This is a genomic window from Actinomadura citrea (assembly GCF_013409045.1).
Classification (GTDB): domain Bacteria; phylum Actinomycetota; class Actinomycetes; order Streptosporangiales; family Streptosporangiaceae; genus Spirillospora; species Spirillospora citrea.
Genome location: NZ_JACCBT010000001.1, coordinates 5,552,029 through 5,577,755 on the forward strand (window position 1 = coordinate 5,552,029; position 25,727 = coordinate 5,577,755).

Here is a 25,727-nt window from a genome sequence, read left to right on the forward strand (position 1 = left end):
CAGCGGGCGGTGATGCGGTGACTATTGCGGCCGGAGGCGGTCGCCGTGTCACGACTGGGCGCCGGCCGGCAGGTACTTGTTGGTCCAGTCGTCCGTGGTCACCTTCGTGCCGCCGGGCAGCGCCCCCAGCGAATTGACGAAGGCGAGGGTCTTGTTCCATCCGGCCTCGTCCATCGCTCCGCTCTTCGGCCACTCGACCAGCGCGATGCTGCTCTGCAGCACCGGGTCCGGGACGCCGGGCTGCGCCTTCCTCGCCACGCTCATCACGGTGGCGTCGGCCTGGTGGGCGGCCAGGTAGGCGTTCGCCTCCTGGACGGCCGCGACGAACTTCTTGGCGGTGTCGGCGTGCCCCGACAGGTAGGACTTGGTCGCTACGACGACCTCTCCGTATCCGGCCTGCGCGGCAGCCCACATGGGGGCCTTCTGCGGATCCACCAGCACGAGGCCCTCGCCCTCGTTCTGGACTTGGAGCGGGATCGGCTCGGAGGTGATGAACCAGTCGATCTGGTCGCTGTTGAGCGCGGCCTTGTCCGCGGATGCGCTCGGCAGCGTCACCCATGTCACCTTGCCGGGGTCGACGCCGTTCGCCTTGAGGAACAGGCCGGCTTCGGCCTTGGTGTTGGCGGAGCTGACACCGCCTTTGGAGCCGGCCAGGGCCTGGGCGACCTGCGCCGCGGGGGTCTGGGCGGTCAGTTTGTGCGCGGTGGCGAACTTCTTGCCGACGACGAGCCCGAGCGGATTCCCGAGGCCGGACACGGCTATCGCGACCTCCGGGACCTTCTTGGCGAGGGCGGAGGTGAAGCCTGTCGGGCTGTTGTTGAGGAACTGGACGGAGCCCGACTGGAGCGCCGAGGTTCCAGTGGACGCGGTCGTCGTGACGAACTTGACCTTCAGCCCCTGCTTGCGGAAGTAGCCGGCGGAATCCGCCAGCTTCAGGGGCATGTCGAAGATGTTGCCGTTGCTGCCGACCGTGACCGTGCCGTCCCCGCCAGAGTCTGCGGAGCCTCCGCACGCGGTCAGCAGGGCCGAGCCGAGCACCAGAGCGGCCGCCGACGCGATGATCCGCGCGCGGCGACGGGTGACGGGGGCGATGGGGCCGCGGCCGGGAACTGTGTTGCGATGTGTCATGAGGGTCTCCTGTCACCAGAGTCGGGGGTGGGAAGTGACGTTTCGGATCTTGGGTGGGTCAGGGGAGCCCTGGGCGGCGCTCGCGACGGCGGGTCCGCGCCCGGCCCCTGGTGGATTCGAACGGCTTGCCCAGTCGGACGCCGAGGCGTTCGTGGGCGGGTCGCTCTCACCCAACCTGGAGGCGGATTGTCCGACAAATTGTGTGGCGAACATAACAGTGACCGCCAGCAATCACAAGTGGTATCCCATTGGGAGTCCAGCCTGCCAAGTCGGACTCGACAGATTGTTGGACAAACGCGCGGTGCATCGTCCGGTGTCGGAGCAGGTGGTCCCCGCACCGCCGCCGCACCGCGGCGCCCCCTGCTCGGTTCATCGGTCAAAGAAGGTGAGGCATGCGGGCGCGGGGAAGGCGACCGGGGCGCCGACGGCGGTGAGGGTGCCCGACCTGCGGTCGACGGCGAAGACCGTGACGGTGTTGCTCGCCTGGTTGGCGGCGAGGAGCCAGTCGCCGCTGCGATGGAGAGAGAAGCTCCAGGGTTTCATGCCCCCGCTGGGGACGCGCTGGACGAGCCTCAGCAGGCCTGACCTCTCGTCGACGGCGAACACCACCAGGGTGTGCTCTCCCCGGCTGGAGGCGTACACGAAGCGGGCGTCGCGGCTCAGAGCCAGTTCGGCGCCACTCTTGGTGCCGGTGTAGCCATCGGTGTCGAGCATCAGACGCTGGCGGGGATGAAGGGTGCCGCGGTCCCAGTCGAGTGTCTCCAGGTCGCCGGACAGCTCGTTCAGGACGTACGCCGTCCGACGGCGGGGGTGGAACAGGACGCGGCGCGGGCCGGACCCTGGGGCGGTCGCGTAGGCACCCGCGCCCGGCGTGATGACGCCTGTCGAGCGGTCGAAGCCGTGGTTGAAGACGCGGTCGGCGCCGAAGTCGGCCACCAGGGCGTGGCGTCCGCTCCAATCGATCGTCACATGATGGACGTGGGGACCGTTCTGGCGGGGGTTCGGACCGCTGCCGCTGTCCTGGGCCACCGACACCGGCCGCCCCGGCATGCCCTTCGACAGCGGCAAGGACGCCGCGAGGCCCACCTCGAAGTTGGCGACCAGCAGCGTGTGCGACGGCTCGTCAACGGCCAGGTAGGAGATCCCTCCACCGGCCGTGCCGCCATCGTCGGTGTGGATGGATGTACCAGTCCGGGTCAGCCTGCCGCTCGCCCGGTCGATCGCATAGGTGTGGACGATACCGCCGTCCTCGCTACTGCCGACGTACAGCAGGGGCCTCGCCGGATGCGCTGTGGTCCAGTTTGACGAAGCGTCGCCGACTGGGCCGAGCGAGGTCAGGGTGCCGCTGCGCGCGTCGAAGCGGGCGCCGTAGATCTGGGTGCCTTTCCACGGGCTGACGAACACGAGGTCGTCCCGGCGGGCGGCTCTACCGGACGGGCCGGCGGCTTCGGCCGCCGGGACGCCGGCCAGCAGGGGGGTTGCGGCGGCCGCTGCCACCGCCCCCAGGATGCTCCGCCGGGACGGATACGAATCGGACATGACGGGACTCCCAGCTCGGCCTGCGGCCGCGAGAGGCGAACAGTGGAGGTGTCGACGAGCAGGCCGATCGTGACGGCCTGCTCCGGGCTACGGCCTCAGCTCTTGCGCCCGCGACGGCGGCCTGCGAGGCCGAGCTTCTTCAGGGCGTAGGCGTCCAACGAGCTCAGGATCCCGTTGAGGATGAGCGTCATGACCACCAGGACGATGAGGCCTGCGAACTCGTTCGGCGCGTCCAGGTTGCTGGCGGCGACGAACAGCTCGTGGCCGACACCTTCCGCGGAGGCGATGAACTCGGCGCCGATGACGCCCAGAATCGCGAGCGGTCCGCTGGTCTTCAGCGCGGCGAAGAACGGCGCCGCCAGCGTGGGAATCGTGACGTAGCCGAGCACGTGGTGCCTGCGTCCGCCCATCACCTGGACGATCTCGACGAGCTCGCGCTGCCGCAACCGCAGCCCGAGATAGATGTTGTAGAACACCACGAACGAGACTCCGGTGACCGCAATGGCGATCTTGGACCAGATGCCGATGCCGAAGAACAGCAGGAAGAGGGGCGCCAGAGCGATCTTGGGAATGCCGTTGATCGCGGCGATCAGCGGTTCCAGGACCTGTCCGAGAAGGCGGAAGGAGCCGAGCACCAGGCCCGCCACCGTTCCCAGCACCACCCCGATGCCGAAGCCGGCCAGGATCTCGATCGACGTCGTCTTGATGTCGGTCCAGCCCTGCGGGGACTGGAGGAACTTCCACAGCGCGTCCACGACGTCCGTCGGCTTGCTGACCGCGTATTCCGGCAGGACCGGCCCGCTCAGCAACTGCCAGAGGACGCCGGCGACGACGATCACCGCGACCCGCAGCAGCACCACCGCGGCCCTGCCCCGCCACCGTTCGCTCTGCCGCCGCCGGGGCTTCGTCGCCGCCTCGGCCGTGCGTTCCGCACTTCTGGTCGCAGTCACCATGGTCCGCTCCTCCTTTTCCGTGTCCGGCAGCGTTACTGCAGGTACTCGTTGGTCCAGTCGTCCGCGGGCGGGTCTGGCAGCGGCTGCCGCGGGACCCGTATGGCGGTGATCTCCTGTCACCAGGCTTGCTGGGTCTGGAAGAAGCGCTTCCAGAATGCGAATCGGGACAGTTCGGCGACCGGGATCGGCCCGAACGCGCCACCGACCTCCATCACCGCCTCCGAGTCCGGCGCGTAGGCCGGCCATTGCGGGAGTCCTGGGCCGTTCGGGTCGCCCGAGGCGACGAAGTTGGCCCAGTAGGTGGACATGGTCTCCGCGATCGCACGGTCCTCGGCGGTCCACTCGGCGTCATCGCGGGCGAGGTTGCCGAAGACGAAGTCGATCTCGGAGCCGTGGGAGGCGCGCCGGAAGTTGCGGCCCTGCGCGGTGGACCGGTGCGTCCAGTAGTAGGTGTGGATGGGCCGGGTCGTGTGCCGGGACCAGTCCGCCGCCCACAGGTAGGTGGAGATGCGGGCGTTGTCGCGGATCGCCTCGCTGCCGGAACGCGCGGCCTCCTGGTCGGTCGCGGCGGGGTAGAGCGCGAGGAACTCCCCCGCGAGCGGGCCCAGCTTCTCGTGCGCCGCCGCGACGAAGGCATCCAGGGTCACATGCACCGGCGGCATCCCCGGGCGCCGACTTCTCTTGCCCTCCGAGCGGTACGCCGCGAACAGCTCGTCGGGGACGGCGCCGCCCTCGTCGAGGTTGTTGCCGGCCAGATAGTGGACGTCGTTCTGCAGCCCCTTGGCGTAGGTGTCGTCATAGCCGGCGGGGAGCACCCAGCCGTCCACCACAGGGCGGAACAGCGGCGGCTTACCGGAACCGCCGGTGGGTACGGCCGTGTCCACGGCCCCGCCGCCCATCAGCTTCTGCCACGGCAGCCCGCGCAGCTTGGCGAGCGTCCTGGTGCCGCGCTCCTTCGCCCAGGCGGCGCCCGCCTGCTCGGCGTCGTGCAGCAGCCGGTAGGACGTCGAGAGGTAGCGCAGCTCGGGGTCGCGGGAGTAGCGGGCGTGGCTCTGCGCGATCGCGCGGTGGAACAGGCCCCGGGCCAGCGGCGACATCGCCAGGAAGTTGACCGCGCCGGCGCCGGCCGACTGCCCGGCGATCGTCACCCGTCCCGGGTCGCCGCCGAACGCCGCGATGTTGCGCTGGACCCACCTGAGGACGGCGATGCCGTCGAGCAGCCCGTAGTTACCGGAGGCCCCGTGCCCGGACTCCGCGCTCAGCTCGGGGGAGGCGAGGAAGCCGAACGCGCCGAGCCGGTAGTTGAAGGTGACGATGACCAGGCCCTTGCGCGCCAGGTTCACGCCGTCGTACCGGGGGTCGGCGCCGGTGCCGAGCCGGAATCCGCCGCCATGGATCCACACGAGCACCGGCCGCTCCTCCTCGGGGGACGCGGCGCCGGTCCACACGTTGAGGGTCAGGCAGTCCTCGCTCATCGGCAGGTCGAGGCCGACCAGTTCGCCGCTCGGCGGCTGCGGGCAGACCGGGCCGAAGGCGTGCGCCCTGCGGACGCCCTCCCACGGCTCGGCCGGCCGCGGCGGCCGCCAGCGCAGGTCCCCGACCGGGGATGTGGCGTAAGGGATGCCGCGGAAGACGGTCACCGACCGATCCCGACTCTTGATCCCCTCCACCAGCCCCGAGTCCGTTGCGGCCGGATCCCTCATCACGTCGATCCTTGATCGTCGGTCGATTCGCCGGCCTGGAGCAGCAGGGCGCGGCGGGCCGAGGCCACGTGGTGGCGCATCGCGGCGATGGCAGCCTCCGGATTGCGGGTGACGATCGCCATGAGGATGGCCTGGTGCTCCTCCAGCGACCCCCCGCGCGGGTGCCGCGCGGAGAGGTTGCGGTACTGCCGCATCACCAGTGGGTAGAGCAGGGTGTCGTACGCCTTGGCCAGCGTCCGCTGGTGGGCGGCCTCCTTCACCTGCTGGTGGAACCGACGGTTGCACTGCGAGTACGCCGTCTGGTCGCCGCGGGCCTTGCAGTCCGCCATCTCGTCGAGGATGCGACGCAGCGCGTCGATCTCCTCCTCGGTGGCCCGTTCGGCCGCCTTGCCGGCGAGCGCGGACTCCAGCGTCTCGCGCGCCTCCAGGATGTCGAGGGCCTCCTCTACGGAGAACCTGCGTGTGCGCACGCCGCGGTTGACCTCGCTGGTGACGAAGCCCTCCTGCGCCAGCTTGACCAGTACCGCCCGCATCGTGCTGCGCGAGACATTGAACATCCTGGTCAGGTCGGCCTCGGTCAGCCGCGTGCCCGGCTCGATGCTGCCTGACAGCAGCAGCGAGCGCAGGCCCTCGTACGCCTGGTGCTGCCGGGTCTGCGAGTTGCGGCCCGGCTCTGCCACGTCGTCGTATTCGCTGGAATCCATCATGTTCACCCGTTCGTCTCCGCATGCCGGCCACCGCCGGGCCGCTGCCGCCTGAGTGGGGACGCTCCCACACTGCGGTCGGCTTTCGCCCCAGATCAGTGCCGTTCGAGGGAGGCCCCTCCCGCGCATCCCCCGGCGGGCTTCGGCCGGATCATTGACCGCCCTCCCCGAGCCCCGGGTACAGGCGGCGCGCCGTGCCGGCGAAGATCTCGGCGCGATCGTCCTCGGGCAGGGGCGCGAGGACGTCCTCGGCGAGCGCCCGCAGCTCCGGCAATGACTGCTCGGCCGCCGGGCAGTTCGAGCCCCACGCGATCCGGCCCGCGCCGAAGGCGCCGACCACCGGTTCGAGGAACTCGGCCGCCCGCTCCCCCACGTCCCTCAGTCGCTCAAGGTTGCGGTGCGTCAGCTTCAGGTAGAGGCGCTCGTGCCGGGCCAGCGCCGCCACCTCCTCCCCCGCCTTGCCGGGTGATGCGGCGATGTCGGGGTAGCCGATGTGGTCGAGCAGCACCCGCACGCCGGGGAATCGGTCGAGGACCTCCTCCGCCTGTGCGGTCGCCGGACCGAGCCGCATCTGCAGGCAGACCGGCACGTCCAACGCCTGCGCCTGCCTCCAGAAGGCGTACGACTCGGGGGCCGCGAACCACTCCCCCTGAGTCTGAATCGTGCTGCCGGTCGTGAACAGCCGCACACCGGAGAGCCCGCCCGCGCCGACGGCCTCCGCGAGAGCCGCGGTGGCGTCGGGCCGCAGCGGATCGAAGGTGCCGACCGCGGCGAACCGCCCCGGCTCCTTGCGCGTGCTGGCCACCACATAGGAGTTGTCGTACCCGTAGGCCGTGGTGGCCTGCACGAGGACGGACTGGGCGATGCCGGTCTCGTCCATGCGAGCCACCATGCCCTCTGCCGTCACCGGCCGGGCCGCGGCCCAGTCGGACTGTTTGCCGCCGAGCGGCGACCTGGGGTAGGCGGCCAGGTCGGCGGAGATGATGTGGCAGTGCGCGTCGACGACGTCCACGTCGTTGTCCTTTCGAGTCAGGCGTCGGGGTAGTCACCGGCGGCGAAGAGCGCCTTCGGGTCGGCGGGGAAGCCGGCGTCGAGCAGGCCCTGCTCGCGGGAGTAGGCGACGAGCGCGGCGAGGGTCGGCTCGTTGCGGGCGATGCCGTAGGGCACCGGGTCACCGTTGATCTGGGCCGCCTGCTCGGCGAAGCGCTTCTGCGTCGTCCAGCCGGGGTCGGCGGCGACCTGGCGCCGCTTGGCGCCGACCAGTGCCGTGTAGAGCTTGGTGGGCAGCTCCGGGTCCCGTCCGACGAGTTCGGTGCGCAGCGCCACGACCGAGTGCAGGGGGTAGACGCCGGTGCGAACATAGTGGTCCACGCCGAGGACCTCGGCGTCGGAGAAGAGCGGGTAGGGGCCGTCGTCGGCTGGACCGCTCCCGGACTCGGCGGCGGCCCAGCCCGCGCGAGGAGCGCCCGCACGGCCGGTGCCGGCGTTGCCGGAGAACGCGGCGTCGATCTCGCCGGCCCGCAGCAGTTCGCCGAGCGGGCGTCCGCCGGCGACCCGCTCCACGTTGGCCGGGGCACGGCCCTCGATGTGGTCCTCGTCGTCGACCACCCAGGTGACCGCGCCGACGTTCACCCCGTACTCCTCGGCGAGGATGCCGCGCACCCATACACCGGTGCTCACCGTGTACGCCCGGACTCCTACGCGGCGGCCCTCCAGGTCGCGCGGCACCCTGATGCCGCTGTCGACGGCGCATCGCACATCGCCGTGGTGGAACCGCCGGTTGAGGAACACCGGGACGGCGGTGAGCGGCACACCCGCCTGCACCGCCATGAGGTACGACACGGGCGCCAGCTCGCACACGTCGAACTCCAGGTCGCGGATCATCCGCCGGTAGGCGCCGATGATGGGCCGGACCTCGACCGTCTCGACCCGGTAGCCCGCCACGTCGAGACCGGACGCGTGGGGGTAGTCGCCGAAGGCGACCGTCAACTTGTCCATCGCAGTACTCCTAGGAGGTCGGCCGGACGGTCAGCCACCGAGCCGGGCCGCGGGCACGCCGAGGGCGGCGCAGGACGCCTCGACCAGCTCGTCGAACTCCACCGGCCGCGGCAGCACGCCCTGCTCCAGCGCGTACGCCGCCGCCCGGGAGACCGGGCGGCGCAGCCCTGCGAAGCCGACGGGGTTCAGGTCGACCGGCTCAGGGCCGCGCGGAAGCGACTCGACGACCTTGCGCATCGCGTCGTACGCCGCGCAGACGACGGCGGAGTGCTCCCGCGCCGCCTGCTCGGTCACGCCCAGCACGTGGTTCACCGGGGCGAAGCCGTTGGCCCGCGACCACTCGGCGGCGACGTCGGGCGCGTCGGCGATCGCGGTGCGGATCCGGTCGTCGCCCGGGAGCTCGTTCCCCATGATCCCGAAATCGAGGCGTCCTTCGAGGAAGTCGGCCTGGAGCCGGGCGCCCTGCGGGGCCCGCGTCACGAAGTCCGGATCCCTCGCCTCCGCGACGTGGGCGCCCTCGTAGGTCACCCAGGCGATCTTGCGTAGGTCCACGCCGTACTGCTCGGTCAGGAAGCCGCGCATCCACACGCCGGTGGTCTGGCTCCACGACCGGACGCCGGCGCGGCGGCCCTCGATGTCACCGACCGCCAGCCGGTCCATCGTCACCAGCGTCTGGTGCTGGAACCGGCCCAGCGCGGTGACGGGCAGGAGCACCACCGGCTTGCCGTACGCGACCGCTTGGAGCAGCGTCACGACCGCCAGCTCCGCAAGGTGCACCGCCTGGTCGTTCACGAAGCCCTTGGACGCCTTGTGGACCGGTTTGACGGCGAGCCGTTCGGCTCCGGTGGCCTCGACTGCGGCTCGCGCCAAATCGTCACGACCGATGACGAGTTTCATCTGATGCCTTTCAGTGCCTGTGGAAGCGCTCGTGGTGCTGCCGCAGCAGGTCGACGCCGTAGTCGTTGCCGTTGGGGGTGCGCACGACGGTGTGGATGTGGTGCCGCATCGGCTCGTCGTTGTCGAACATCACGCCCCACTGGTGCTCGAACTCGACGAGCAGCACGGGGCTGTGCAGGCGGTAGTAGAAGACGTCCGCGGGGTCTCCGGCCCACGCGAAGAAGGTCTCCTGGTCGAGGACCTCGGCCATCCGCAGCTCCGCGTGGCCCTCGCTCGCGCGGCCGATGTAGAGGCCCAGCAGGTCGACGGCGGTCTCCCGCTGCTCGATCGTCAGCTCGCCGAGCGGCAGTCCCGCGTAGTCCATCTCCCAGTTGTCGCGGAAGGCTCCGGCGTTGAGGCCGCGCGGCAGTTCCTCAGCGATGACCGCGCGGTTCTGCTGGGCGCCGGTGAGGCCGGTGAACAGCGCCCGGCCGATGGCCTCCTCGCGGCGGAACGCGGAGGTGCCGGCGTACTTCCCCACCTTGGCGATCACCGGCTCGGCGCCGAGGAAGGTCGGGGTGAGCACCATCTGGTCGCCGACGAAGACGCAATTGACGTTCACGTGGTGGCCGTCCATCTGCCAGCCCCATGGACCGCCGTTCTCCGGCTCGCCGTAGACGCTGAACCAGTACATCCACTCGTTGAGCAGGTGCTCCTCTCCCCGCAGCTCGCCGACCGTCAGGTTGAGGTGCATGAGGTCGACGACCTGCTGATAGCCGTACGGGCTGAGGCTGCGGCGCAGGACCGTCAGGATCGCGCGGCGCTTCGCCTCGTCCAGGTCCTCCATGCACTTCCCGTGGCGCAGGAAGTAGCGGGCGCCGTTGGCCCAGTGCCGCCACGTCGCGTCGTCCATGGGGAACCGGCCCTCGGCCAGCTCCTTTGGCGAGAGCAAGGCGAGGTAGTCCTCGGCGGCCCTGCGCTGGGGCTCCACGTCGAGGCCGGTGGCGCGCAGCGGGAACAGGCCCTGCTGGATCCCTGCGGACGTCGCCACGCCGCGGAACGGCTCGGCGGCGGCCTCGCGTCGCCACGTCACCTTCTCCAGCAGGTCCGGTGTCCACTCGTCCGGCTCGCGCGTGTAGGCGCCGGTGCGGTGCCTCATTCCGACCATCGGGCCGCTCTCCTCTCGATCTCGGCGACGTCGACCCGCGTGCGCACCAGTTCCTGTTCTGCGGCGTATCGGGCGCCGATCTCCAGGGCCTTCGCGAGCGGCTCGCTCCAGCCGGCGCCCACGGGGGCCTCGGCGCCAGCGGTCGCCGCCTTCAGCTCCGCGTAGATCGCGTCCACCGCCTCCGGGGCCTCGTCGAGCACGGTGTTCCGCACGACGACTACGTGGTTGACCGGAACGGTGCCGTGGCGTTCCGCCCAGGCGCGGCCGGCGGCCTCGGCGTCCTCGATCAGCGGCACCAGGCCCCTACCCTGTCCGCCGATGGCGCGCGGGCCGAGCACGGCCGCCGCCACATCGCCCGCCTTCAGCAGGTCGGCGACGGTCTCCGCGGCCGACCGCTCGACGTAGGGCGGTTCGGTGTACTGCGCGACGTGCGGTTCCTCGGTGGTGACCCAGGTGACGTCTGCGGCGTCCACCCCGTACTCCTCGCGCAGGAGGCCGCGCACCCACAGGCCGGTGGTCTGGCTGTAGGAGCGGACGCCTACGCGGCTGCCCCGCAGATCGCCCGGGGTGATCGCCGGCGCGTCCGGGAGGCGGGTCAGGGAGCGGTGGTGGGTGCCGCCGATGGTGACGACCGGCAGCAGCGTGACCGGAACGCCGTTGTCCCTGGCCTGGAGGTAGGTCGCGAGGGCCATCTCGCAGACGTCGAACTCCAGGGCGCGCACCATCCTGGCGAACGCGCTGTACAGCGGCTTGACCTCGACGAACTCATGGCCGGGGAGGTTCTTCAGCACGCGGGTGTGCGGATGGTCGCCCAGAACGATCCTCATCACACGTCCTCGCCGTACCAGAGGCGCCGGTAGGGGACGCTCAGCACGTCGCGGGTGATGCGGACGTCGATCAGGAACGGCCGCGGGTTCGCGACGTACTCGGCGACGGCGGCCTCCAGTTCGGCCGCGTTCCGTACGGTGGCGCCGCCGCCGCCGAGCGCCTGAGCGACCCGGCCGAGTTCGGGGTTCGGGATGACCGCCAGTTCCTGGGTGAGGCCCTTGGCGCCCAGCTTGTGGTACTCGGCGCCGAGGCCCTCGTCGTTCATGACGACGACCAGCAGCGGCAGGCCGTAGCGGCAGGCGGTCTCGAACTCGGACAGGTGCATCAGGAAGCTCGCGTCGCCCTCGACCACGAAGGCGGGCCTCCCGGTCGCCACGATCTGGCCGATCGTCAGCAGCGGGGCCTGGCCGATCGCGCCGAACATGCCGTAGTTGGACGTCACCTGGCGGGAGCGCTGGAAGAGCATCGTGCCGAAGTCGGTCTGGTGGCCGCTGCCGAGCACCAGGTCGAACTCGCCGGGCATCGCCGCGTCGAGGACCTTGACGGCCTGGCGGGGGTCGATCCGTCCGGGCTCGCTCACATAGTCGATCGGCGCTTCGAGCCAGTCGGTCAGCCGCCTGCGCGTCTCGGCGGTGTGGAAGCCTTCCATCCGGGTCGTGCCGAGGACCCGGTTGAGCTCGGTGAGCGCGGTGACCGCGTCGGCCTGGATGTAACAGTCGGCGACCCGGCCATTGCCCATGACGACGTTCGGCGCCGTGTCGATCTGCACGTAGCGGGCCTCGGGGTAGAGGTAGCCGTGCTCGGTGGTGTAGTGGTTCAGGCTCGCGCCGACCGCTATCACGCAGTCGGCCTCCTGGAGCAGCTCCTGCGCGGGCTTGCTGCCGAACAGCCCCGACAGCCCGACATGGAACTCGGTGCGGTCGCACAGCCAGTTCTTGGCCTGGAGCGTGGTGGCCAGCAGCGCGCCGGTCTTGGCCTGGAGTTCGAGGATCTCCTCGCCGGCTCCAGCGCCGCGGGCGCCCCGGCCGGCGATGATGACGACGCGCTTGCCGCCCTCGATCAGTTCACGGGCGGCCTCGATGCGGGCCGGGTCGGGCAGCGTGCGGGAACGGATGACCAGTTCGTGCGAGGGGATGTAGTCGCCCGGCTCGTACTCCTGGGTCTGCACGTCGATCGGGGCGCTCAGCATGACCGGCCGGTTCTCGGTGCGGGCCAGGTAGAACGCGCGCTGCACGGCCTCCTCGGCCTGGTCGGCCTTCGACAGGTGGACGAAGCCGCACTCGATCGCCGTGGCGAACCGGCGCTGGTCCAGGTACTGCACGGCGCCCTCGTCACCCCACGCGGTCTCGCCGCAGAACGCGACCAGCGGCGTGCCGGCACGGCTCGCGCACAGCATCGAGGTCGCGAGCTGGGAGACGCCGGGGCCGCTGGTGGTGGTGAGGACGCCGGGCCGTCCCGCCGCCCGCGCCCAGCCGTCGGCCATGCCGAGGCCGGAACCCTCGTGCCGCACCTCGTAGAGGCGGACGCCGCGATGGGCGAGCGCGTCCATCCAGTGCATGTTGGCGTCGCCCATCATGCCGAAGACGTCGGTCGTTCCCTCCTTGACGAACGCCTCGGCCATCGCCTCGTAAGCCTTCACTTGGCAACCCCCCTGGACTTCAGCCGGCTGAACACCCGCTGCGCGTTGCCGCCGTACACCGCTTCGCGGTCCACATCTGTCATGTCGATGCCGTCGAGCAGGAACTTGACGTCGTCGAAGTTGCGGCCGGTCTCGGGGTCCACGCCGCGGACGGCGCCGATCATCTCCGAGGCGAACAGCACGTTCTCCGCCGGGACCACGTCGAGCAGCAGCTCCAGGCCACGGCGGTGGTAGACGCAGGTGTCGAAGAAGACGTTGCCGAGCACCGCCTCCTCCAGCGGCGGCAGGCCCTTGTCCTGCATGAAGCCCCGGTAGCGCCCCCAGTGATAGGGCACCGCGCCGCCGCCGTGCGGGATCACCAGGCGCAACTCGGGGAAGTCCTCGAACAGGTTGGACGTGCACAGCTGCATGAAGGCGGCGGTGTCGCCCGCGAGGTAGTGCGCGCAGGTGCCCTGCAGGGCGTCGTTGCGCGACATCGCCACGTGGATCATCGCGGGGACGTCGAGCTCGACCATCTTCTCGTAGAGCGGGTAGTAGACCTTGTCGGTCAGCGGCGGCGCCTGGTAGAAGCCGTCCGACGGATCCGGGTTGAGCAGGCAGCCAACGAAGCCGAGGTCCTCGACGCAGCGCTCCAGCTCTTCGACCGAGTTGCGGATCGACGTCTCGAGCGCGCCGCCGGGAGACTGCGGGAGCTGGCAGACGCCGGCGAAACGGTCGGGGAAGAGCCCGCAGACCCGGCCGATCAGGTCGTTGGCGACCCGGGACCAGTCGAGGCTGGTGCGCTCGTCGCCGTGGTGGTGGGCCATCTTGCCGGCTCCCGGCGAGAAGACCGTGAGGTCGGTGCCGCGCTCGTTCTGCAGCCGGAGCTGCCCGTCGCCGACGGCCTCGCGGATCTCGCCGTCGGTGATCTCCAGTTCGTCCGGCCTCACCCTGACGCCCTCGCCGAACGCCCTGATCTGCCGTTCCCGCCATTCACCGAGGGCCTTCGGGGCGGTGGTGAAGTGGCCGTGACAGTCGATGATCATCATGTTCTCCTCAGGAGCGACCGGTCAGCTCGCGGCCGCGTTCGAGCCCCGGGTAGGAGCGCACGGGAAGGGTCATCAGGAAGCGGTAGCCGTCCTTGAGGACCTGCTCGACGTTTCCCGCGGTCACGTGCGGGTGCCCGACGGCGACGCCGCGCTCGCCGCAGGCGTCGAGGATGCGGCGCTTGGATTCGAGGACCTTCGGGTGCTCGTAGCGGCGGGGGACGCCGAGCTCCTGGCTCATGTCCCCCTCACCGACGATCACCAGTCCGATGCCGGGCACCTGGTCGAGGATGTCGGGCAGGTTCCGGATGCCGAGCTGGTCCTCGATCATCAGCGCGACGAGGATCTCGCCGTCCGGGTCCAGCGGCCAGACCCCGCTCCTGGCGTAGTACTCGTCGTTCGCCAGACCCCAGTAACGGGCCGCCGCAGCCGGGCTGTCGCCGCGCACGCCCGCCGGATCGTAGCGCTCCGCGTCCGGCAGCTGCGGATAGCGGCAGGCGGCGACCGCGTTGCGGGCCTCGTCCACAGTGCTGATGTGCGGCCAGACGATGCCGTAGGCGCCCAGGTCGAGGGCCTGCTTGGCGTGCCACTGGCCCTTCTCCGCACCGTTGGTCGGGATTCGCACCAGCGGGGTGACCGCCGGGGCCAGGTCGCCGGCCGCCGCGATCTGCCTGCGGTCGAGCAGGTACTGGAGGCCGTGCTTGAGGCCGACGACGTCCCAGGGCTTGTGCTCCATCTCGAAGATCAGGCCGTCGTACTTCGCGGCGCTGAACTCCACAGCGGCCGCCGGGTCCGGCGGTACGAAGGACGCGAACGCGTGCCCTCCCGTCTCCAGTGCCCGGATGACCCCGTTGAGCCTGGTCACGCCGTACCTCCTTGGCTGGATCGTTCCGAACGCCATCTCCACAGCGCCGCCCACAAGGCGCGGATCCGGGCGGTCAGCGTCGTCGGCCTCGTCGGCGCCGGCGCGACCGGCGCGGCGGGCGCGGCGGGCGCGGCGCACAGCTCGATCAGCCGCGCCGAGAAGTCCCTGGTCATGCGGGAGACCACGACTCCCGCGCCCGCCTCGATCAGCGAGGTGAGCTTTCCGGTGAGCTGGATCTCGCCGTCCATGACGACCTTCGAGGCGCTCCCGTCCTCGATGACGCGGAAACTCGCGTCGGCGGTGAAGCGGGTGGCCGCCTGGCCGTCCTTGCCGCGGGCCGTCAGCCGTCCTTCGAACTCGGCCTCGTCAAGGTCCAGGTGCACGCGGGCACCGAACCTGACCCGGACCGCCCCGAACTTGACCATGAGGGTCCCGTCGAAGGAACCGTCCTCGTGCGCCTCGCCGAGCTCGGCGCCCGCGATGCAGGACACGACGTCCGCGGGACTGGAGATGACCTCCCACACCCGTTCCCGCGGGCGGGGGACGGCGATCGTCTCAGTGATCGATATCAACGTTGAACCTCGGTCTCTACGCGGTGGCGTCAGACATCTGCAGCTCGGACTTGACGAGGCTCCACAGCTCGTTGTAAAGCTCCGCGAACTCGGGCGACTCCACGAGGGAGCCGATGCTGCGGGGCCGCTCGAACGGCACCTCCAGGACCTGCCGGACCGTGCCGGGGCCGCTGGACATGACGACGACCTGGTCGGCGAGATAGAGCGCCTCGTTGAGGTCGTGGGTGACGAAGACGAGCGTCCCGTTCTGCTCCTCCCAGAGGTTGAGCAGGTCCTGCTGGAGCTTCAGCCGGGTGATGGCGTCCAGCGGACCGAACGGCTCGTCCATCAGCACGATGGACGGGTCGTAGATGAGCGCCCGAGCGATGGAGACGCGCTTCTGCATGCCGCCGGACAGCTCGCGCGGATAGTGGTCCTCGAACCCCGTGAGCCCGACCAGCTTCACCCAGTGGCCGATGCGGTCCTTCCGCTCCGCTTTCGGCACCTTGCGGAACTTCAGCGCGAGCCCGATGTTGGCCCCCACGCTCAGCCAGGGCAGCAGGTTCGCCTGCTGGGTGACGTACGACGCCGCGGAGTTCACCCCGGTGACGCGCTCCCCGGCGAAGTGGACCTCGCCCTCGGTCGGCGACAGCAGTCCGGCGGCCAGGTTGAGGATCGTGCTCTTCCCGCAGCCGGACGGCCCGATCACCGCGACGAACCTGCCGCGCTCCACGCGGAGCGAGACGTCCTCGATCGCCGCCTGGCGCGCCCCGGGGAACCGCAGCGTGACGTTCTCGAAGCGGAGGGCCTCCGCGGATGCTTTGCTCGACATCGTTCCCCTCACTGGTTCGGCCGGATTGTCCGACAAGTGATGCCGAGGAACGTAACACGCCGGATATGTCGTAGCAAGGTTGCAGCAGAAAAGCTCTGCACTCCCACCAGACCCCCCGGGTCACATCAACGATTGTTGGACAATGTCACTGATACTTCGCCAGGCCGCCACGCCGTCCCGCACCTCTCCGGCGCTCCGCCCAGGCGGCCTCGGGCTCTGAACCGGAGGTGCACCGCGAGCAAGGCGGCGGCGACGAGGAAGTCCGAACCGGTTCCGGCCGTCCCGCGGCGCCGACAACCCGGGGCAGATCCATCGCCATGAAGAACGGACCAGAGTTGCCGATGCCCCACCTGAAGGCGTAGGCGGCCATGAAGGTTTTGATGCCGACGGTGCCGAACAACGGCAGCAAACATCACCGACGCGGGCCACCAGGCATCCCGGTCGACGATGCGGCGCGGCCGCGCTGACCGGTGTCGATCGGAACGGCGCGGCGCGGGGCGGCGCAGGCGCCGGGAGACGGCGGCGCCTGTCGTCCGATGAACCGCCTATGGAGCGCGACCCCCACCGTTCCGGTTCGCGAGGCGCCCCCGCTAGCGCTCCCCTAAACGACCGGCCTGGGCCGAGTCTCGTCGCACGGCACGGGCGGGTGCCGCCGGACCCCGCCGACGGCGACCGCCTCTTGCCGCCCCGTCCTCGGCGCCGCGGCATCCTGAGCGCCGTATTGATTGTCGGACACTTCACAATCGCACAAAACATCTACTATGACTTCTCTTGCGAGGATGATTCCGCGGTGTTACGCTCCCCGCACTGATTGTTCGACAATCTGGCGAGTGGCCGCGCACACGCGTCAGCCGGGCCATCCCCGCGAAGGTCCCCGTCCCTTCGCTCGCACCCGGACACCCCGCGGGTGCGAGCACGGGATCGTCTCAACCATCGGCCGGCCGAGGAGACGGAAAAACTGATCGATCACCGTGACTTCGGCGGGTGAGGTCGTCCGCTCGACGCACCGGCGAATGCCGGTCCGGCGATCCGGCGTGCCTTGTTAAGACACGTGCCGCGCGGAGCTCGTTGCGCATTGTCGCTGAAAGGGCTGCCCAAAGGCTCACCCACACCGTCGGGGGCTGTGAGCCCGAGTCCTCGGCGAAGCCGAAAGTGTAGCTCCGTGCGCTTTCAAGAGGCTCCGGCGAGGGACAGAAAGTGTCACTGGAAGGTCTGATAAACCTTGAACACGTACACCGTGGAATCGCGCGACCACACGAATTCGGGACCCCTCGAAGTGGGTGACCTCGGCGCCGGGGACTTCCGACTGGAATTTCCGCGGACCGATCCCACCCAACTGGCGTGCACGGCCGCCGACATCCCCGAGCACCTGGACGCATGATGCCCGTCACCGAGCAGAAGAGCTCCGAAAACCCGACGAAGCTGGTCGTCGAGTCGGTATCGCGCAGCTTCCGTTCTCTGGCGAACAACCGGCGCCCGCAGTTCACCCAAGTCCTCAACGACATCTCGTTCACCATCCGTGCGGGCGAGATCGTCTCGGTCGTCGGGCTGAGCGGATGCGGGAAGACCACGCTGCTGCGCATCGTCGGCGGCCTGCTCTCGCCGGACTCCGGCACACTGCGGGTGGACGACCGCGAGGTGAAGGGCCCAGGGCTCGACCGCGCCATCGTCTTCCAGCAGCCGTCCCTGCTGCCCTGGCACAACGCTTTGCGCAACGTCGAGTTCGGCCTGGAGTTGAAGAAGGTCGCCAAGGGCGTGCGCGCGCGGAAGGCACGCGAGGCGCTGCGCCTGGTCGGGCTGGGCGACTACGAGAAGTACTACCCCAAGCAACTGTCGGGCGGCATGCAGCAGCGCGTCGGCCTGGCCCGCGCCCTCGCGGTCGAGCCGGAGATCCTGCTCATGGACGAGCCGTTCTCCGCGCTCGACGCGCAGACGCGCGAGGAGCTGCAGGCCGAGCTGCTCGAGCTGAACGCCAAGACCCGGAAGACCATCATGTTCGTCACGCACGACCTGGACGAGGCCATCTACCTCAGTGACCGGGTACTCGTGCTTCTACCGCGCCCGGGACGGGTCCAGGCGATGGTCGAGGTCGACCTGCCGCGTCCGCGCGCCGACCTCCTGGACATCAAGTCCGACCCGGCGTTCATCAAGGCCCGCGACATCGTCGCACGTGAGATCCGTGCGGGAGGCGACCGGTCATGACGACTGACCATGTGGTGAAGCCAGCGGACTCCGGCGCCGGCGGAGCGGTGGCGGCGGACGAGCCGTGGGTGCGGGCGCTGCGGCGGGCCGAGCGGCGGCGCACGGCGCTGGTCTGGGCGCTCCGCCTGGCGGTCGCGGCCGTGATCCTGGTCGCCTGGCAGGTCATCGGCAAACGCGACCCGCTGTTCACCTCCTACCCGACGGCTGTGGTGCAGGCCGCCTGGGACGAGGTGACCTCCGGGACCCTCGGCGGCGCCATGGCCAAGAGCTTCGAGATCCTCGTGCTCGGCCTACTGGCCGGCGTCGTCATCGGGATCGTGGCGGGCCTGATCATCGGCCGCTACTCTCTGGTCGCCTCGTCGGTGGAGTGGATCGTCAGCGCGCTCAACGCGACGCCGCTGCTGGCCATCATCCCGCTGCTCATCGTCTGGTTCGGGCTCGGATTCCAGTCGAAGGTCGTCACGGTGTTCGTGATGACGGTGTTCTCGATGCTGCTCAACACGGCCGCGGGCGTCCACGAGGTGGACACGAACGTGCTCGACGTCAGCCGGGCGTTCGTCGCCTCGGAGAGCCAGGTGTTCCGGAAGATCATCCTGCCCAGCGCCGTGCCGTTCATCATGACCGGCCTGCGCATCTCCATCGGCCGGGCGCTCATCGGGACCGTCGCCGCGGAGTTCTTCACCGGGGTCTCCGGGCTCGGCGGCCTGATCCAGAAGTACGGGGCCAGCTACCAGACCGACTACATGCTCGTCCCGGTCCTCACCCTGATGCTGCTCGGCGTGCTCCTGACGGGCCTTGCCCGCTGGCTGGAGAACGTCGTCGCCCCCTGGCGCGACCGGAGGCGCTGATGGCCACGGACGACATCTCCGGGCGGACCGCCGCCCGGATCCACCCTAGATTCGCGGAGTAGGGCAGTCATGGACCAGACATTCTCACGGCGTTCCTTCCTGGGCATGGCCGCCGGCGCCGGCCTCGGCGCGACGGGCCTGCTGACCGCCGGCTGCTCGGGCGGCGGCGGTGGCGGCAACTCGGTCAGCATCGCCAACACGGCGGCCACAGCCTCGATCACCTTGAACCACTTGATGGACGCGCTCGGCTACCTCAAGAGCTCCGGCGTGGACGTCAAGATGACCAACGTCAGCTCGGGCACCCAGGTCGTGGCGGCGCTCGCGTCCGGCTCGGCGGACATCACCGTGCTGAGCGGCTTCATCGGGATGTTCCCCGCAATGGAGAAGGGCCTGCCGCTGAAGGCCGTGGGCGGCACGCAGCTGATCGCGACCGAGGCCTTCTACACCGGGAACCCGCAGGTGAAATCGATGCGGGACCTGGCCGGCAAGACTCTCGGCACGGGAGCGGTCGGCGCCCAGCTCTACGACGGGTTCCTCGCCGTGCTCGACAAGTACCGGATCTCGCCGAAGGACGTGACGTTCCGCAACGTGGGCACCAGCGCGGACACCTTCAAGGCCGTCCTGGCAAGGCAGATCGACGTCGGCTACGGGCAGGTCGCCGATCAGGTGCTCGCCAAGCCCAAGGGCGTGCGGATGCTCGCCACCGTCAACGACGAACTCCCGCTCTACATCAACCAGGGCGCGGTCGCCACCACCAAGGCGATCAAGAGCAAGCGGGACGCGCTGGTGAAGGTCCTCGCCGCGTACGTGAAGCTCTTCCAGTACCTCACGACTCCGGAGTCGAAGACCAAGTACGTCGCCGCCTATATCGCCGCCGGCGGAACCCAGGAGGAGGGAGAGGTCCAGTGGGAGTTCATCAACAAGTCGAAGTCCTACTCCCCGACGCTGGACCTGCCGGAGGAGAAGGTCACCTACCTCCAGAAGCTGAACGTCCAGGCCGGGAGCCAGAAGAAGGTCGTCCCGTTCGCCGACTGCACCGACCTGAGCCTGCGGAAGGACGTGCTAGCCCTGGTCAAGTGACCGGCCCGGCCGAGTAGAAGGTCGTCCTCTGACTGGACCGCCCCCCGCCCTTTCGGCTCTTACGGGAAACGGTTCCCAATATCTCGCCGCCTCAAAGTCGATGAGCAAATACGTCACCGTCCATATCGCGGCCGGCGAGACGCGGATCGAAGGGTCCTCGACTGCGAGAACTACATCGAACCGGAACTACGGGCCGACGCCCCGGGCCCTCGTGAAGGGCCGGTGATCTCCGACCGTTGCCTCTGGTGCGGCGAGGGCGTCCGAGCGTGGCGAGACGGCGAGGATGTCCGCCGTCACGGCTCGGCGGCTGCGGCGCGCGTGCCGATCGGTCACGCGCTCAGGATTTCGATCGAGGGACAGGATATGAAGAAGCTTTCGGTTGCTCTCGGGGAGCACCCCCACGCGCGGGCGCTGCTCACCGGCGAGGCTGCGGTGGAGGGGTACCGGGTCGAGCCGGTGGAGGTCCGGCCGATCATCGGCGCCTACCGCCGCATGATCCGCGACCTGGAGTTCGACGTGTGCGAGCTGGCGCCGGTGTCGTACCTGATGGCCCGTCAGGAGGGGATCCCGCTCACCGCGGTGCCAGTGTTCCTCAACCGCCGCTTCCACCACGGCGACGTGCAGTGCGCCACGGACTCGGGCATCCGCCTCCCCTCCGACCTGGAGGGACGCCGCGTCGGGGTGCGCGCCTACTCGGTGACCACCGGGGTATGGGTGCGCGGCGTCCTGCAGGGCGAGTACGGGGTGAACAACGAGAAGATCACCTGGGTGGTGGACGACGACGACCACATCGAGGGGCGGGCGCCGCGGAACGTCGAACGGGTCACCGACGGGCGCTCCCTCGGCGAACTGCTCAAGGTCGGCGAGATCGACGCCGCGTTCACCGGCAACGCCGGCACCGGCCGGGCCGGCGCGCCGCGGGAGGGCTGGGCGGCCGCGGTCGCCGACCCGCCGCGGGACGGCGGCGGCCCGTACCCGCTCTTCCCCGACGCCGACGTGCTGGCCGTCGACTGGTATCTGCGGACCGGGATCTACCCGTGCCACTCGCTGATCGCGCTCCGTTCCGATCTGGTCGAGAGCGATCCCGGCCTGCCCACCGCGCTGTACGCGGCCTTCGCCGAGAGCAAGCGACTGCAGGTCGCCGCGGACCCCGGCTGGACTGCGCTGCCGCGGTTCGCCCGCCAGGAGCGACAGATCACCGGCGACCCCGTCCCGTACGGCGTGGAGGCCAACGAGCCGACGGTGCGGGCGCTCGTGCGGTTCGCGCAGGAGCAGGGACTGCTCGACGCGGGCTTCTCCGCGGACCCGGCGGACCTGTTCGCCGCCGGCGACTATCCGAGCGCCTGACGCGGCCCGCCTGGACGACGCGCACCGAGAACCGAGACCGACGGCCTGGGCATGGCCGCCGCACAGTTCCTCGCGCAGTTCGCCGAGCTCGCGCGGCAAGTTCTGCGAACGTCGCCGGAAAGGGCTGGCGGGAATCTCCACAGGAACAGCGCGGCGGCTCTATCCTGGGCTGGAAAAAGCACGCAACTGAACCGCCCCGGCGTGTTCATCCATTTTACCGAGGCACTTAGGCGATCAGGTGGAACAAGGCAGCAACACCGACACCAAGGCGGAGGCCGGAACGGTCGTCACCCGCTATGAGCAGGCCTATGAGGGGCTTCGCTCGCTGCTGCTGTCGGGAAGCATCGAACCGAACACACGGCTGACCGAGGCGGACCTGACCAGCAGGTTCAACGTCTCGCGCAGCACCATGCGGTCGGCGCTGGTCCGCCTGGCGCAGGAGGGCTACGTCTCCAGCGAAGTCAACCGCGGGGTGCGGACGAAGAGCTTCTCGGTCGAGGAGGCGGCGGACATTCTCGAAGCGCGTGAGACATTGGAGGCCGCCCTCGCGGGGAAGGCGGCGGAGCGCGCGACCGAAGCGGACATCGCCGAACTGGACGGGACGCTGGAGGCGATGAAAGAGGCCCAGGCGCGCGGCGACCAGACTGCCTACTCGCGGGGCAACCGCAGATTCCACGAGCAGGTGAAGCGGGCGGCGCACCAGACGACGCTGGCCCGTGTGTACGACGGCTTGCTGTACCCGCTGGTGATGCGCCAGTACCGCAACATCTCCGCTCCCCATCCGCGGCGCGGTTCGTTGGAGGAGCACCAGGCCGTCTACCTCGCGATTCTCACGCGCAATCCGGACGCGGCGATCGCGGCAATGCGCCACCACGTGAGTTCCGCGCGCCGGCAACTGCTGCTGGGATAGCCGCGGCCTCCATCGAGGGAGCCGGCATCGCTTTCCGGCCGCCCGTGGGGCCCCCGGCCCGCACGGGTCCGCGGTGCGCTGGAGCACGTCCGCATGAGCCCGTAGGCGCCTCGCAGCATGTGGTCGTCGGCGAACTGCTTGAGCTGGCCAAAGCACGCTCGGTGATCGACGGCCTGTCACCAGGAGCACCACAGCCGAACCCTCCGGACGTCAGCGATCAGGCCGATCGGCGTCAGCGCCGGTGAGCGCACGGTCCGGCACGCCCTCGCGGCCGCCGATTGCCGCGAGGTGATCGTGGAAACCGCCAGCACCCGCGGCGCCCGGCCGAAACTCCGCGCCACCCTGGACACGCTCAAACCAGGCGACACCCTGGTGATCTACAAGCCGGACCGCATCGCCCGGTCGATGAAGGAGCTCCTGGTGCTCTTGGAGGACGAACTGCACGCCAGCGAGGTGAACCTGGAGATCCTCACCGGGACCTGCGCCGGGCTCCACAAACCCAACGGCCAGACCATCGCCGACAAGATGCTGTTCATGGTCGCCGCGATGGCCGCCGAGATGGAACGCGAACTCATCCACGAACGCACCATGGACGGCCTCGCCGCCGCCAACGCCCAGGGGCGCTACGGCGGACGGCCCCCGCCGTCGACGACGACACCCTCGCCATCGCTCGCGACCGCCGCGCACGCGGCGAATCGGTCACCTCGATCGCCCGGCACCTGAAGATCGGACGCTCCACCCTCTACCGCGCCCTGGCCGATCACGACCAGACCCAACCCCCAGGTAGACGGCAACAACGGATCGGCCAACGGCGATAGCGAGCCGAGACGAGTGGGGTTACCGCCGTGGAGCGTTCGGACGCAGGTGGGAGATGGCCGGGAGCCGGGGCGGCGAGGTGCCAATCCCCTCGCGGTGCGGATCGCCTCCACGCCGCAAGGAGATGAAGCCTCCTCAGGTCCCCTGGTTCCGTGATTGTCGGCGAGCTTGATCCAGGGTCACGCGCCGGGTGCGAGGGTTTGGATTCGGACGCCGCGTCCCGCGGCTCCTTCGCCTCAGGCGATGTCGAGGACCGCTTTGCCGTGCAGGCGGCCGTCGAGCAGGGTTTGTGCCGCCTCGGCGTAACGGGTCCACGGGCCGCGCCAGGTGATCCCGGGGTCAAGGCGGCCGGCGGCGACCTCGGCGGCCAGCCATCTCAGGTCCGCGGAGAAGTCCGCGGCCGGCTCGCCGTACAGGTGGAAGGTTCGGATGGAGCGATCGTGCCGTCCACCGGCGGCCAGCAGGGCCTCCGGAGGGAGGACGGAGTCGGCACCCGACGACCGCCCCACGTTCACCAGCGTGCCGTGGGCCTCCATGGCGTTGAAGGCGTCCACCAGATGCCGGCCGCCGACGTTGTCCAGCACGCCGAACACCGGTTGCTCGACCGCGGCGGGATCGGTGTGGACCTGGTGCGCCCCCAGGGTGCGCAGTTCGTCCGCCCGGGACGGGTTTCGGCTGATCGCCACCACCTCGGCCCCGGCGCGGGCGGCGAGCTGGACCGCGTAGCGGCCGACCCCGCCGGACGCACCGGTGACCATGACCCGGCGGCCCATCAGCTGGCCCATGCGGCGCAGGACATGAAGCGCGGTCAGCCCGGCGACCGGGACGGTGCTGACGGCGCCGAGATCCGCATCGTCCGGAACGACGCCGAGACGGGCGGCCGGCACGGCGCGCAGTTGCGCCCAGCCGGTCACCCCCACGGTGACGACACGGGTTCCGGCTGCGGGGCTCGTTCCGTCGGCCGCGGCCCGGACCACGGTACCGGCCGCGTCCCAGCCGATCACAGTGCCCTCCGGCGCCTTGGGGTCGGCGGCGTCGCTCACCTCTCCGTAGTTGAGCGAGACCGCTTCGACCCGCACCAGCGCCTCGCCGGGCGCGGGTATCGGGTCGGGGACGTCGGTCAGGGTGAGGTGCGCCGGGGCGCTGTGGTCGACAACAAGGGCACGCACAGGTCTGTCTCCTCCACAAGAAAGTGCCACAGTATGGCATTTGCGTCAACGTAGCACATGCCCTGTTGGAGCGGTCCGGTTATGCTGGCCCGGTGACGACCGCCCACCAGCCACCCTCTGACCATCCCGCCTCCCTGCGGGAGCGCAAGAAGCTGCGCACCCGTCAGGCGCTGGCCGAAACCGCTGTGGCGCTCTTCGCGGAGCGGGGATTCGACAGCACGCCGCTGGACGCACTGCTGGAACGGGTGGAGGTGTCGCGTCGGACCTTCTTCCGCAACTACCGCTCGAAGGAGGACGTGGCACTCACCGCCGTCAAGGAGCTGTGGAGCACGTTCCTGGCGGCCCTGGGCGAGCGCGAGCAGTCAGGGCGCCTGGTCGACGTGTTCCGCGACACGATGCTGATCGCCCTCGACCGCATGGGAGGCACCTGGCACCCGCGCTTCGCGGCCACCTTGAAACTGATCGAGGAGTCACCGTCGCTGAACGGATACTCGCTGCGGCACTGCGACGAGATCCAGAGCGAGATCAAGCAGCGGCTCGCCACCCCGGACACCCTCCAACGGCGGCTCGCGCTGGAGTTCTGCGTCGCCGCATGGCGCTGCGCCTACGACCAGTGGCTTCCCGACTGCGATCCGGCACAGCTGCCCCGATGCGTCCGCGGCGCCTTCGACTCCATGAACGACGGCCTGAACGCAGAGATTTGACCGGCGGACTCGACATGGCCGTCGCCGGGGTCTGCAGTGATGCTCGGCGAGAAACAGCACAGAGCTTGTGTTCTGTCCGGTGCGATCCCGCCTGTCGCCGTTGACGGGTCGGTTGCTGCTGCTCAAGGGCCTAGACCGCACGGCCAACGCCTACTCGCCCGCACCCACCAGCGCCGTGATCATTCTCAGCGCCAACCGCTGTTCCTGGATTCCTCAACCCCGGCCTCGGCGCGTCCCCTAGGAACCCGTCCGGGCCGGCCAGTTCCCGTGATGGCCGGTCGGCGTTCCACAGCCACGCCCAACGCACCGTAGCCACCGCGAACGCCAGCGTCGCGATGATCGCGCCGACCCAGCCGGCCCGCTCCAGCGCCTTGTCCCCCAACCACCCCGTCTCCGGATGCGAACCGGTCACCGCCCACACCAGTCCCGCCACGATCGCCGCGCCGACTAAAACGGCCGCCGCCCAGCGGCGCCGGACCCCGTCCCGCGCCCCCGTATCGCCGTGGCACCGCATCCTGCCGCACCCACCGGGCGTCTGGACCGATACCGCCCATCCCGGCCACACCGCCCCGGCCCCGACAGCGTCGACCCACTTGCCCCGCTTCAGACACCCGGCGCCATCGGTTTCGGACTGCGCCACGCAACCGAACCCGATCGGCATGGCTCCTAGCAGGAGCACCAAACCGACCCTCTGGTCGTCGCCGCTGGGGTCGAGCGGCGCAGCGGCGGTGATCGCACGGTACGGCGATGCGGCCGAGAGGCCCGCCTGCCCGCGATGGAGATGGACGGTCTTGGACTCGGCGACGATCACCGCCATGGCCATCGAAATGACTCGCCTGCGC

The 25,727-nt window shown here is 70.0% G+C and carries 25 protein-coding genes; 8 read left to right on the forward strand and 17 right to left on the reverse strand.

Going from position 1 to position 25,727, the window contains the following annotated elements; all coding sequences use genetic code 11:
- Nucleotides 1–48: 48 nt before the first annotated feature.
- The 15 genes from BJ999_RS25795 to BJ999_RS25865 all read right to left on the reverse strand — a co-directional run bounded on the left by BJ999_RS25795 (nt 49) and on the right by BJ999_RS25865 (nt 15,809).
- On the reverse strand, nt 49–1,128 hold the full coding sequence (locus BJ999_RS25795) for an ABC transporter substrate-binding protein (protein WP_179835675.1): 1,080 nt from the start codon (nt 1,126–1,128) through the stop codon (nt 49–51).
- A 369-nt stretch (nt 1,129–1,497) separates the two neighbouring features.
- On the reverse strand, nt 1,498–2,667 hold the full coding sequence (locus BJ999_RS25800) for a lactonase family protein (RefSeq protein ID WP_218935228.1): 1,170 nt from the start codon (nt 2,665–2,667) through the stop codon (nt 1,498–1,500).
- Nucleotides 2,668–2,762: 95 nt separating this feature from the next.
- Nucleotides 2,763–3,620, reverse strand: coding sequence for an ABC transporter permease (locus BJ999_RS25805; protein WP_179835676.1), 858 nt, complete (start codon nt 3,618–3,620; stop codon nt 2,763–2,765).
- 116 nt (nt 3,621–3,736) lie between these two features.
- Entirely contained in the window at nt 3,737–5,323 is a 1,587-nt protein-coding gene (locus BJ999_RS25810; RefSeq protein WP_179835677.1) for a carboxylesterase/lipase family protein, read from the reverse strand.
- Entirely contained in the window at nt 5,323–6,027 is a 705-nt protein-coding gene (locus BJ999_RS25815; RefSeq protein ID WP_179835678.1) for a GntR family transcriptional regulator, read from the reverse strand. The genes BJ999_RS25810 and BJ999_RS25815 overlap by 1 nt, the downstream gene beginning before the upstream one ends.
- 151 nt (nt 6,028–6,178) lie before the next feature.
- Nucleotides 6,179–7,039, reverse strand: coding sequence for an amidohydrolase family protein (locus BJ999_RS25820; protein ID WP_179835679.1), 861 nt, complete (start codon nt 7,037–7,039; stop codon nt 6,179–6,181).
- A gap of 17 nt (nt 7,040–7,056) precedes the next feature.
- Nucleotides 7,057–8,025: a substrate-binding domain-containing protein gene (locus tag BJ999_RS25825; RefSeq protein WP_179835680.1), complete on the reverse strand. Its 969-nt coding sequence runs from the start codon at nt 8,023–8,025 to the stop codon at nt 7,057–7,059.
- 30 nt (nt 8,026–8,055) lie between these two features.
- Entirely contained in the window at nt 8,056–8,895 is an 840-nt protein-coding gene (locus tag BJ999_RS25830; protein WP_218935229.1) for a hypothetical protein, read from the reverse strand.
- A 37-nt stretch (nt 8,896–8,932) separates the two neighbouring features.
- Nucleotides 8,933–10,069, reverse strand: coding sequence for a DUF3500 domain-containing protein (locus BJ999_RS25835; RefSeq protein WP_179835682.1), 1,137 nt, complete (start codon nt 10,067–10,069; stop codon nt 8,933–8,935).
- Nucleotides 10,057–10,896: a substrate-binding domain-containing protein gene (locus BJ999_RS25840; protein WP_179835683.1), complete on the reverse strand. Its 840-nt coding sequence runs from the start codon at nt 10,894–10,896 to the stop codon at nt 10,057–10,059. Before BJ999_RS25840 ends, BJ999_RS25835 begins: the two co-directional genes overlap by 13 nt.
- Nucleotides 10,896–12,536, reverse strand: a complete 1,641-nt coding sequence (locus BJ999_RS25845) for a thiamine pyrophosphate-binding protein (RefSeq protein WP_179835684.1) — start codon at nt 12,534–12,536, stop codon at nt 10,896–10,898. The genes BJ999_RS25840 and BJ999_RS25845 overlap by 1 nt, the downstream gene beginning before the upstream one ends.
- Nucleotides 12,533–13,561, reverse strand: a complete 1,029-nt coding sequence (locus BJ999_RS25850) for an amidohydrolase family protein (RefSeq protein ID WP_179835685.1) — start codon at nt 13,559–13,561, stop codon at nt 12,533–12,535. The genes BJ999_RS25845 and BJ999_RS25850 overlap by 4 nt, the downstream gene beginning before the upstream one ends.
- A gap of 10 nt (nt 13,562–13,571) precedes the next feature.
- A complete protein-coding gene (locus BJ999_RS25855) occupies nt 13,572–14,426 on the reverse strand; it encodes an HpcH/HpaI aldolase family protein (RefSeq protein ID WP_218935230.1) in 855 nt (284 codons plus the stop codon).
- Nucleotides 14,423–14,998, reverse strand: coding sequence for an SRPBCC domain-containing protein (locus BJ999_RS25860; RefSeq protein WP_179835687.1), 576 nt, complete (start codon nt 14,996–14,998; stop codon nt 14,423–14,425). The genes BJ999_RS25855 and BJ999_RS25860 overlap by 4 nt, the downstream gene beginning before the upstream one ends.
- A gap of 16 nt (nt 14,999–15,014) precedes the next feature.
- On the reverse strand, nt 15,015–15,809 hold the full coding sequence (locus tag BJ999_RS25865; protein ID WP_179835688.1) for an ABC transporter ATP-binding protein: 795 nt from the start codon (nt 15,807–15,809) through the stop codon (nt 15,015–15,017).
- A gap of 1,377 nt (nt 15,810–17,186) precedes the next feature.
- On the opposite strand from BJ999_RS25865, the gene BJ999_RS25870 reads away from it, so the two are divergent.
- From BJ999_RS25870 to BJ999_RS44095, 7 genes are all read left to right on the forward strand, one after another.
- Nucleotides 17,187–18,011 (forward strand): ABC transporter ATP-binding protein, encoded by an 825-nt coding sequence (locus BJ999_RS25870; protein ID WP_218935231.1) that lies wholly within the window; start codon nt 17,187–17,189, stop codon nt 18,009–18,011.
- Complete coding sequence (locus BJ999_RS25875; RefSeq protein ID WP_179835689.1) at nt 18,008–18,859, forward strand: ABC transporter permease; 852 nt, start codon at nt 18,008–18,010, stop codon at nt 18,857–18,859. Before BJ999_RS25870 ends, BJ999_RS25875 begins: the two co-directional genes overlap by 4 nt.
- Before the next feature lie 69 nt (nt 18,860–18,928).
- Nucleotides 18,929–19,939 (forward strand): ABC transporter substrate-binding protein, encoded by a 1,011-nt coding sequence (locus tag BJ999_RS25880; protein ID WP_179835690.1) that lies wholly within the window; start codon nt 18,929–18,931, stop codon nt 19,937–19,939.
- 363 nt (nt 19,940–20,302) lie between these two features.
- A complete protein-coding gene (locus BJ999_RS25885; RefSeq protein WP_179835691.1) occupies nt 20,303–21,286 on the forward strand; it encodes an ABC transporter substrate-binding protein in 984 nt (327 codons plus the stop codon).
- Nucleotides 21,287–21,524: 238 nt separating this feature from the next.
- Nucleotides 21,525–22,196: a GntR family transcriptional regulator gene (locus BJ999_RS25890; protein ID WP_179835692.1), complete on the forward strand. Its 672-nt coding sequence runs from the start codon at nt 21,525–21,527 to the stop codon at nt 22,194–22,196.
- A gap of 225 nt (nt 22,197–22,421) precedes the next feature.
- Nucleotides 22,422–22,919 (forward strand): recombinase family protein, encoded by a 498-nt coding sequence (locus BJ999_RS25895; protein ID WP_268247878.1) that lies wholly within the window; start codon nt 22,422–22,424, stop codon nt 22,917–22,919.
- Entirely contained in the window at nt 22,862–23,014 is a 153-nt protein-coding gene (locus BJ999_RS44095) for a helix-turn-helix domain-containing protein (protein WP_373292913.1), read from the forward strand. Before BJ999_RS25895 ends, BJ999_RS44095 begins: the two co-directional genes overlap by 58 nt.
- 234 nt (nt 23,015–23,248) lie before the next feature.
- Here the strand turns inward: BJ999_RS44095 and BJ999_RS25900 are convergent, their stop codons facing one another.
- Nucleotides 23,249–24,181: a zinc-binding dehydrogenase gene (locus BJ999_RS25900; RefSeq protein ID WP_179835693.1), complete on the reverse strand. Its 933-nt coding sequence runs from the start codon at nt 24,179–24,181 to the stop codon at nt 23,249–23,251.
- Between the two features lie 92 nt (nt 24,182–24,273).
- On the opposite strand from BJ999_RS25900, the gene BJ999_RS25905 reads away from it, so the two are divergent.
- A complete protein-coding gene (locus BJ999_RS25905; protein WP_179835694.1) occupies nt 24,274–24,885 on the forward strand; it encodes a TetR family transcriptional regulator in 612 nt (203 codons plus the stop codon).
- Between the two features lie 130 nt (nt 24,886–25,015).
- On the opposite strand, the gene BJ999_RS25910 is transcribed toward BJ999_RS25905, so the two are convergent.
- Nucleotides 25,016–25,702 (reverse strand): hypothetical protein, encoded by a 687-nt coding sequence (locus tag BJ999_RS25910; protein WP_179835695.1) that lies wholly within the window; start codon nt 25,700–25,702, stop codon nt 25,016–25,018.
- Nucleotides 25,703–25,727 lie beyond the last annotated feature (25 nt).